Annotated in this window: 7 protein-coding genes, 1 tRNA gene and 2 pseudogenes; 5 read left to right on the forward strand and 5 right to left on the reverse strand. The window is 43.5% G+C overall.

Annotated elements, in window-relative coordinates:
- Together WAK81_RS10995 and queA are read right to left on the reverse strand one after the other, a co-directional pair.
- A pseudogene (locus WAK81_RS10995) lies at positions 1 to 187 on the reverse strand (hypothetical protein); the annotation flags it as partial.
- Positions 188 to 202: 15 nt separating this feature from the next.
- A complete protein-coding gene (gene queA / locus WAK81_RS11000; RefSeq protein ID WP_422196842.1) occupies positions 203 to 1,237 on the reverse strand; it encodes a tRNA preQ1(34) S-adenosylmethionine ribosyltransferase-isomerase QueA in 1,035 nt (344 codons plus the stop codon).
- Positions 1,238 to 1,404: 167 nt separating this feature from the next.
- Here queA and WAK81_RS11005 point away from each other — a divergent pair.
- Positions 1,405 to 1,491, forward strand: a tRNA-Leu gene (locus tag WAK81_RS11005).
- A gap of 142 nt (positions 1,492 to 1,633) precedes the next feature.
- Complete coding sequence (locus WAK81_RS11010; protein ID WP_422196843.1) at positions 1,634 to 2,317, forward strand: hypothetical protein; 684 nt, start codon at positions 1,634 to 1,636, stop codon at positions 2,315 to 2,317.
- 109 nt (positions 2,318 to 2,426) lie between these two features.
- On the opposite strand, the gene WAK81_RS11015 is transcribed toward WAK81_RS11010, so the two are convergent.
- Positions 2,427 to 4,658: an NADP-dependent isocitrate dehydrogenase gene (locus tag WAK81_RS11015; RefSeq protein WP_422196844.1), complete on the reverse strand. Its 2,232-nt coding sequence runs from the start codon at positions 4,656 to 4,658 to the stop codon at positions 2,427 to 2,429.
- Positions 4,659 to 5,142: 484 nt separating this feature from the next.
- On the opposite strand from WAK81_RS11015, the gene WAK81_RS11020 reads away from it, so the two are divergent.
- Together WAK81_RS11020 and WAK81_RS11025 are read left to right on the forward strand one after the other, a co-directional pair.
- Positions 5,143 to 5,652, forward strand: a complete 510-nt coding sequence (locus WAK81_RS11020; protein ID WP_422196845.1) for a DUF1543 domain-containing protein — start codon at positions 5,143 to 5,145, stop codon at positions 5,650 to 5,652.
- 137 nt (positions 5,653 to 5,789) lie between these two features.
- A complete protein-coding gene (locus WAK81_RS11025; RefSeq protein WP_422196846.1) occupies positions 5,790 to 6,782 on the forward strand; it encodes a DUF2804 domain-containing protein in 993 nt (330 codons plus the stop codon).
- Between the two features lie 53 nt (positions 6,783 to 6,835).
- Here the strand turns inward: WAK81_RS11025 and WAK81_RS11030 are convergent, their stop codons facing one another.
- Positions 6,836 to 7,714, reverse strand: a complete 879-nt coding sequence (locus tag WAK81_RS11030) for a metal-dependent hydrolase (RefSeq protein ID WP_422196847.1) — start codon at positions 7,712 to 7,714, stop codon at positions 6,836 to 6,838.
- Positions 7,715 to 7,856: 142 nt separating this feature from the next.
- Between WAK81_RS11030 and WAK81_RS11035 the strand changes: the two genes are divergently transcribed.
- Positions 7,857 to 8,891 (forward strand): AraC family transcriptional regulator ligand-binding domain-containing protein, encoded by a 1,035-nt coding sequence (locus tag WAK81_RS11035; protein WP_422196848.1) that lies wholly within the window; start codon positions 7,857 to 7,859, stop codon positions 8,889 to 8,891.
- A 51-nt stretch (positions 8,892 to 8,942) separates the two neighbouring features.
- On the opposite strand, the pseudogene WAK81_RS11040 reads toward WAK81_RS11035, so the two are convergent.
- A pseudogene (locus tag WAK81_RS11040) lies at positions 8,943 to 9,202 on the reverse strand (Na+/H+ antiporter NhaC family protein); the annotation flags it as partial.

Below are 9,202 nucleotides of genomic sequence, written 5' to 3' on the forward strand. Positions count from 1 at the left end.
GCGCAAGCGGAAGGTTATTTTCAAACTTGAGCGTAATCGGGCCATTCCAGGGATGCAGATCATCCAGCAGTTGCTGATGTGTTTTTGCCTGTTGACCCAGTTCCCAGAGCCGAGCGATATTCTGAAACACCACTGCATTTTTCTTGCGACGAATATGAATGGACTGTTGTATAGACTCGATCGGCATGGAAGTGGTTCTCGCTTATTGTGCTTGATCAACCAGCATGGCATCGCCATAACTGAAGAAGCGATACTTGCTGTCTACTGCATGCTTATAAGCATTGAGAATATTGTCACGGTTGGACAAGGCAGACACCAGCATTAACAGGGTCGATTCTGGTAAATGGAAGTTGGTAATCAAACGATCGACCACTTTAAACTGATAACCCGGATAAATGAAAATCTGGGTATCACCTGTCCAGGCTGCCAGTTCACCGTTATGTGCTTGTGCTGCACTTTCGACTGCACGGGTGGCAGTTGTGCCTACGGAAATGACTTTATTACCACGCGCTTTGGTTTGGCGAATCATCTCGACCGCAGTTTCAGGGACATCGCACCATTCGCTGTGCATGATGTGATTTTGAATATCATCGGTACGCACTGGCAGGAAAGTACCTGCACCAACATGTAGGGTCACAAAGGTTTTTTGAATCCCTTTGGCTTCTAATTTTGCCAGCAGGTCAGCATCAAAATGCAGGCTGGCAGTAGGTGCTGCAACGCTGGCCAGTTTGGTCGGGTCATTAAATACAGTTTGATAACGTTCAGTATCGATCTCTTCCGCTTCACGGTTGAAATAAGGCGGAATCGGCAAGGCGCCGTATTGATCCAGCACATCGAGAATCGGTTGTGAAAATTCTACAATAAACAGGTTTTCATGACGGCCTTGTACGGTCACTTTCACTGCATCCGGGCCAATAAAAAGCTCTGCACCGGCTTTCGGAGTATTACTGGCCTTGATATGGCAATAGGCAATAAAGCGATCTTGCATACGCTCAACCAGCACTTCTACTGCACCGCCTGAAGCACGTTTACCTTTTAAACGGGCCTTCATGACTTTGGTGTCGTTCAATACCAACAAGTCGCCGTCTTCAAGTAAATTCAGAATGTCGGTAAATTGATGGTCATGATATTGACCTTGGGCATCGAGGTGCAGCAGGCGAGAGGCACTGCGTGTTTCCAGTGGATAGCGAGCAATCAGCTCATCGGGGAGATCAAAATTAAAATCAGAAAGTTGCATGATGATTTACGCTAAAAAAACTGCGGCTAGTATAAACTTTTTTCTTTTTTATGGCGGGAATTGCTCGATTTTAAAACGAAAAAATGCGATTTGTTTTAAAAATAAACAAATGCAAATATTCTGCGTTGACAGTGCTGAGAAATCGCGTATTATACCTTTCATCCACTCCCGAGGTGGTGAAATTGGTAGACGCGGCGGACTCAAAATCCGCTGTCAGAGATGACGTGTCGGTTCGAGTCCGACCCTCGGGACCAAAATTCTAAAAAACCCCAAGCACATTCAGTCTTGGGGTTTTTTATTGCCTGAAATAAATATTTGAATAATAAGTACTTCACATTATTAAAATCTAATGATAAATCATAGTTCTAGCTTAATTAATTGCGTAGTGATTAATAAATGGAAATGGATTGGAAGCTTGTTGCGCCGATAGCAGGGGTGATGATAGCTATTATTACATTGTTTTTGAAAAGACATGAAATAACAAACCTGAAGCATAAAAAGATTTCAGATAGGCTTGTATCAAGTATTCAATATTTTGAGAAATATTATGACAGTGGAAATGTTAATCAGTTAGTACTAGATAGAGCAGCGCAAGATCTTGCAAAAAGTCCGAATGTTGATCATAACTTGGTAAATAAACTAATTGAGTTTCATCAGAACTATTTGGTTAATTTTGATCATATGGTTTTTTTATTTGATCAAGGGATTAATTATATTTCTTATACAAAAGAGCAAACATTAAATATCTCTAAAGATTTATCTGTTAAGCCATTTTTGTCTTTGAATGCCACCTTTCGGCGTTATGTATTAATAGGAGGTTATTTTGTTTTTGCTTCATTAGGCATGGCGCTTTTATTGGTGCTTGGTTATTCTAGAAGTATTCAAGTTTTTGTTAGTATTGGATTTATCTTCGTTTCGGTGGTGTTTATTGCACTAGCATTACTATGCTTAGTACTTGAAAATCAACTTAAAGATGTGGTTGATTTCATAAACGAAATTAATGAAGCTAACGTAAAATATAAAAATATTAAAAAACCTAAAACTATTATATTGCTAGAAAGAAATGGTAAGTCTACCTAATAAGCTTTTTAAGATTTTTTTTTATTTGATATGAAATGGCAGTAAATAAAAAACCGGCACCTAAGTGCCGGTTTTTTTACACTACTGACTCAGTCAGTTTTGCAAAAGCTTAGATCGTTTCAAGCGCTGCATTCAAAGTTGCACTTGGACGCATCACTGCATTTACTTTCTCTTGGTCAACTGCGTAGTAACCACCGATGTCGACTGATTTGCCTTGAACTTCTGCAAGCTCAGCAACGATTTTCTCTTCATTTTCAGCTAAAGTTTTTGCAAGTGGTGCAAATTTCGCTTTCAATTCAGCATTTTCGTCTTGAGCAGCCAAAGCTTCAGCCCAGAATTTCGCCAGGTAGAAATGGCTACCACGGTTGTCCAATTCGCCAGTACGACGAGAAGGAGACTTGTCGTTATCCAGCAATTTACCAGTCGCTTGGTCTAAAGTTTTAGCAAGTAACTTGATGTCGTCATTGCCTTCTTTAATACCCATTTCTTCTAAAGATACCGCCAACGCCATGAATTCACCGAGTGAATCCCAACGTAAGTGGTTTTCTTCAACTAACTGCTGTACGTGTTTAGGAGCAGAACCGCCTGCACCTGTTTCGTACATGCCGCCACCTGCCATTAATGGCACGATAGAAAGCATTTTCGCAGATGTACCCAATTCCATGATCGGGAACAAGTCAGTCAGGTAGTCACGCAGGATGTTACCTGTTACAGAAATAGTATCTAGACCGCGCGCAACACGTTCAAGCGTATAACGCATTGCACGTACTTGTGACATGATCTGGATATCAAGACCAGTGGTGTCGTGATCTTTCAGGTATTTTTCAACTTTCTTGATCAGTTCATTTTCGTGTGGACGGTACGGGTCAAGCCAGAAGATTGCTGGCATGCCAGAGTTACGTGCACGAGTAACTGCAAGTTTCACCCAGTCGCGGATCGGTGCGTCTTTCACCTGACACATACGCCAGATATCGCCTTCTTCCACGTTTTGTGACATCAACACTTCGCCAGTTTCAAGATCAACGATGTTTGCAACACCAGCTTCAGAGATCTCGAAAGTCTTGTCGTGTGAGCCGTATTCTTCAGCTTTTTGCGCCATCAAACCAACGTTCGGTACAGTACCCATGGTTTTTGGATCGAAATTGCCATTCCACTTACAGAAATTGATCATTTCTTGGTAAATACGCGCGAATGTAGATTCAGGCATAACTGCTTTACAGTCATAAGGTTTGCCGTCAGCGCCCCACATTTTACCGCCACCACGGATCATTGCAGGCATAGAAGCATCTACAATTACGTCGTTAGGAGAGTGGAAGTTAGTGATGCCTTTTGCTGAATCAACCATTGCCAGTGCTGGACGGTGTTCTTGACAAGCGTGCAGGTCACGGATGATTTCTTCACGTTGAGAAGTTGGAAGTGTCTCGATCTTCTCGTAAAGGCCGGCCATACCGTTATTGACATTAATGCCAAGCTCATCAAAAAGCTTGCCATGTTTTTCGAATGCTTCTTTGTAGTAGATTCTTACACAGTGACCAAAGACGATTGGGTGAGACACCTTCATCATGGTTGCTTTAACGTGTAAAGAGAACAGGATGCCTGCTTCACGACAGTCTTCAAGTTCTTTCTCGTAGAAGTCGCAAAGCGCTTTTTTGCTCATGAACATTGAGTCGATGATCTCGCCGTCCAGAAGCGCAACTTTTGGCTTTAGAACAATGGTTTCACCAGACTTGGTGATCAGTTCCATTTTCACATCACGGGCGCGGTCTAAAGTCATCGACTTTTCGCCATGGTAGAAGTCACCTTCGTCCATGTGTGAAACGTGAGTTTGAGACCACTGTTTCCACTCGCTCATAGAGTGCGGGTGTTTTTTCACGTAGTTTTTAACGGCAGCAGGCGCACGACGGTCTGAGTTACCTTCACGTAGAACAGGGTTTACTGCTGAACCAAGACATTTGCTATAACGTGCCTTGATTGCTTTTTCTTCTTCAGTGGTCGGGTTTTCAGGATAGTCAGGGATTGCATAACCTTTAGACTGAAGTTCTTTGATACACGCTGTTAGCTGGCCAACAGAAGCACTGATATTTGGGAGTTTGATAATGTTCGTGTCTGGATCTTGTGTAAGACGACCTAGCTCAGCTAGAGTGTCAGGCACCTTTTGCTCTTCGCTTAGGTAATCTGTAAATTCGGAGAGCACGCGCACAGCTACAGAGATGTCACTTTTGACGATCTCAACGCCAGCTGGCTTAGTAAAGGTCTCAATGATCGGCAGCAGAGAATAAGTCGCCAGTAATGGCGCCTCGTCGGTCAGTGTGTAAATGATAGTTGACTTTCCACCAGCCATATATAGCCCCTTGCGTTGGATTGAGTTTCTGAGGACCGAACTTTTGGCCCAGCCTCTTTGAACCGATTTGCTTAAATAAAAACATTGAGAGTATCGTCTTTCAGCGCATTTCAGTCAACGAAATATGCCTTTAGATTGAAATTTGGGCGAAAATTTGTACAGATTTGTGCGGTTTAGCCGTGTTTGTATTTTGTACAAAAAAATAATCATCTTCTGCTGTAAATCCTGATGAAAATGATCGGAAATGATCCGCTAGCCAATTGTATTCACTGAAAATAGTTTTTTGATCCTGACACAGGTTTAAACTGATCCTCGATATGGATATCGATACAGAGTGACTTGATGCTGTTTTGCGCAAATTTAGTCAGGCTGACTATGCAAATTTGTCCTTGGCAGATAGCCACATCATCATGGAATAGCTTTGCGCTATACTGGCACGCATTGATTAAATGATCTTAAAGCTTGAAGCTAACAAGGAAATGTAATGCCTAGCCTGTTTATTGTAATGCTCGGTGGTCGTCATGCCCGTGCCAATACAGAAGTTCATGATGTGGTCTTGGCAGTGGGAGAGAGTCTGGAAGATACTTATCCGCAATTAAAAAATGCCTGGTTTGCGGAACAGAAAGGCTTGCATATTGATGCCTGGGCGCAAATTAACGGGCTGGAGTTCGAGGGTAAATCCTATACGCTGCAATTTACTGATGCACAGCCACAGCAATCTGATGAAAAACTTTGGCTGATTAATCTGGGTGGTTATGATCCACGTGAATTTGGCGAGTTGCATCGTTATGTGCTGGTGGTCGCACAGAATGCCATGGTGGCCAAACAGCGTGGTAAAGCTTACTTCGCCCGGCACTGGCAAAAACAGCATACTGACCGTGTGTTGGATGTAGATGACTGTATTGCCATTGATCAGGTTTATGGCCGTTACGTACAACTGTTAGAGGGTAGTTTCAGTGGTAATCGCTCGGAAAATACTTATCTCACGATTTAAAGCTGTCTGTGATTGAATTAAACCTGCGGCTGGCTTGATGATTCGATAAGTGATTTAAAAAATCTCTTTATCAAAATTTAATAATTGGCATAATACTGCCAAGAAAAAACAGTTTTGACTGAGATGGAATGTCTTAAATGGATTTAATTCAGGCAAATGGACAACCGCGTTATGGACGTTTCAAGGAGCTTCCAAAAAGTATTGACTATCAGGCATATCAATACAAGAATCCTTATGGTCATGTACTGTCAGGCTGGCGTAAGCATCTAAAATATAAAAAATTCAAATTCTGTAGTATTCAGCACGAGCATTATACGATTGGACTGGCGATTGCCGATATTGCATGGGCAGGGCATGGTTTTGTCTATGTCTATAACCATATGACCAATGAAGTGCTGGAATGGAATGCAATTAATTTCCTGTCACGCAACACCGTACTGGATGAACAGCCACTGTTTAATCATAGTTATTTCCATAAATCACCTTTTCAGATCGATATCCAGCATGCCAACGGCGTGCGTTATATCAACGTCAGCAAATATGGCGAGATTAAACTCAGTGCCCGGATTTTTTGTGCCGGAACTGATCCACTGAGTATGTGCAGTCCGACCGGTATCAATGGCTGGACCTATACTCAGAAATTAACTACCTTGGGTTGTGAAGGTTTTTTCATTAACAAGCAGGGTGAAACCATCCAGTTTAATGAACGCACCTTTGCTTCTCTGGATGACACCTGCGGCTTTTTGCGCCCGGAAACGGCCTGGTTCTGGCTGTCCTGTAATTTCTGGGATGTGAACCAGAACCGGATTGGGATTAATCTGGCCTCAGGCGTAAATGAAAGCTTTGGCAATGAAAACTGTCTGTGGATCAATGGAAAGATTTATCCGTTGGCCGATGTGCTGTTCCAGCAGGAATCGGAAAACCAATGGAAGATTCAGTCGCTGGATGAAAAACTGAATCTGATAGTGAGTACAGGCTGGCGGCGTTATGAAAATCTGAACCTGCGCTTGGTCGGAAGTCAGTTTAGTCAGTGGCAAGCCAAGGTTTCTGGAACAATCCAGCAGGATGATCAGGAAATTATTTTATTGAATGAATATGCCTTGCTTGAGCAGCATTATGCCAAGTGGTAAATTATCTTGGGTCATTTAAAAGCCTTCAATTTTGAAGGCTTTTTGATTTGAGCTTAATCTTTGGCTGCCTGCCAGAAGGCTTCACCGGCCTGAATCGGGTCATTGGTTTCGGTTAAAGTCTTCACCCATACATCGTATTGCGCAATGACCGGATGCTGGCTGGGATGAAAATCTTTTTTAAACCAGTCCCGATATTGTGGGCCCATGCGGGTCAAAGTTCCGTTGCGACCAAACAACCAAGGCAGTCCTTTCAGGTTCATTTGCAAACGCTCTAAGACACTGAAGCCATCATGTTTTAGCATGACATTGGCGCGATAGGTGGTATAACTAAACATCAAAAATGTCGTGCTGAGCAGGGTCATTTTACGCATCCATTCAGGTGTTTTTGCGACATCTTTCATCACGTCAAAAGCCACATCACGATGCTCCATTTCTTCAATCGCATGCCAGGCAAACATGGCACGAACAAAAGGATGGGCATCTCTTAACGTATCTTTCTGTCCAAAAAAAGTCTCGGCCATTAGCGCAGTCAGATGCTCTGCTGCAGCAGTCACCGCGATATTGTATTCAGGTGAGCGGTTTTTCAAGTCGTAATTCATCATGTAATTCAGGCGCTGAATGAACTGATCTACGGGCATGCCTTGTTCACGCATCAGCTGGTTCATTTTTTCATGGGCAATGCCGTGCTGTGCTTCCTGACGAATAAAATCTGCCACACGTTTTTGCAGCTCCAGGTCTGTGATCTGATCCTGGAACAGGCGCACACTCTGAATAAAATAACGCTCGCCATCTGGAAATGTCAGGCTCAAGGCATCCAACATGCGGGTCAGAAAGGGATCGCCGCCCAACCAGTAGCGTGGAATTTCATCCAGTTTAAAATCAAGCTGGGTCCGTACTACGGGCTTTATCAAAGATTTTAATACTGCATTCATCTTGTACGTTCTTTTTTATGACGATGCGAACAGTATGTCGGGGAATCCTGTAATTGTTTTGACAGTGCTTGCCAATTTTTATACATTTTATGCCAAATGAAAATAAAACTGCTCAGACTAAAGCAGGCAGCGAGAAGCGCGCATGCAAGAAATTAAAATATCCAATGGTTATATTCAGCTTTGGGCGACCTATCTGCGCGGTCTGCAAATTGAGCCTTTGGAAGCTGACTTTCTGCAAGATGTACGTGAAGCGCTTGCGACCCTGATTGATCAGCCTTTTGCCACGCAAGTGCCGCTGGAATTATTAAATCAGCTTCTGTTAAGAACCCGGCAATATTTAAACTGTCCACAACTGATTTTCGAGATCGTGCAGGTCATTCGCCCGGAGCATTTTGGCGTGCTCGGTTATATGGCTTCGCGGAGCAGCAGTGTTTCGGAAATGATCCGCCATATCATGCGCTTTCAACGACTGGTGATTGATGGCAGTGAGTTTGTACCTTTGCAATTGAAGCAGCGTGAACACAGTATTGAATTATTTTGGGCCTATCTGGATGAAAAATATAATCTGTTAAATGAGCTGACCATGGCCGCGATGGTGCAGTTGGGACGCGTCATTTTGCAGGATCATCAACTGTTACTGCATTGTGTGCGTTTTGCTCATGCGCCTGATATGGCGAAAATGCATTATCAAAAGTTTTTTGCCAGTGAGGTTAAATTTTCTCAGTCCTATTATGGCATAGAGCTAGATTTGCAAGGGCTGGCACATCGGTCTGAGCAGGCAGATCCGATGCTATTACAGTTGCTGGTGCATCAGGCAGAACAGGCGATTGCCGCCAAGCCACCACTTGAGAATCATCTGGAGCAGGCACAGCAAATCATTGCTGAACAGCTGCGAACCCGGCAGCAGGCCATCAAAATTGAGCAGCTTGCCCAGCAGTTGTTAATGTCGACCCGAAGCTTGCAGCGCCTGTTCAGTACCTATCACACATCATTTAAAAAAGTGCTGGAACAGCAGCGGATCAAACGCTGCGAGATTTTATTACAGCAGGGGCTGAGTCTGAGCGAGATTGCCGAAGCGCTGGATTATTCCGATCAGTCAGCCTTGGCGCGCGCCTATAAGACTGCGACTGGACAAACCTTGCTGCAACGCAAGAAACAGTTAAAGCATTCCCGGTAATAAAAAAGCGACCTGTAGCGGTCGCTTTTTTATTTTGAAAAGATGATCAAGTTAAGCGCTTGCTTTGATCTTCGGATATCTAAATGCAATTGCAGCCATGGCAAAGATGGCCAGAATCCAGCAATAGTACACGCCGCCAATCAGTTCCACCGGCGAGATTTTTGCAATGGAGCAGGCAAGTAGCAACTGTGCGCCATAAGGAATTAAACCCTGTACAACGCAAGAGAAAATATCCATCAGTGCCGCAGAACGCCTTGGATCCACGCCGTATTCTTTAGCCACTTCACGTGCCATATCACCCGACAGAATAA

Source organism: Acinetobacter sp. (assembly GCF_049284435.1).
Taxonomy (GTDB): Bacteria; Pseudomonadota; Gammaproteobacteria; order Pseudomonadales; family Moraxellaceae; genus Acinetobacter.

Excerpts from the sequence above, each read along its gene's own strand:
- WAK81_RS11015 (WP_422196844.1), bottom strand. The coding sequence starts at position 4,658 with ATGGCTGGTGGAAAGTCAACTATCATTTACACACTGACCGACGAGGCG.
- WAK81_RS11020 (WP_422196845.1), top strand. The coding sequence starts at position 5,143 with ATGCCTAGCCTGTTTATTGTAATGCTCGGTGGTCGTCATGCCCGTGCC.
- WAK81_RS11010 (WP_422196843.1), top strand. The coding sequence starts at position 1,634 with ATGGAAATGGATTGGAAGCTTGTTGCGCCGATAGCAGGGGTGATGATA.
- WAK81_RS11030 (WP_422196847.1), bottom strand. The coding sequence starts at position 7,714 with ATGAATGCAGTATTAAAATCTTTGATAAAGCCCGTAGTACGGACCCAG.
- WAK81_RS11035 (WP_422196848.1), top strand. The coding sequence starts at position 7,857 with ATGCAAGAAATTAAAATATCCAATGGTTATATTCAGCTTTGGGCGACC.
- WAK81_RS11025 (WP_422196846.1), top strand. The coding sequence starts at position 5,790 with ATGGATTTAATTCAGGCAAATGGACAACCGCGTTATGGACGTTTCAAG.
- queA (WP_422196842.1), bottom strand. The coding sequence starts at position 1,237 with ATGCAACTTTCTGATTTTAATTTTGATCTCCCCGATGAGCTGATTGCT.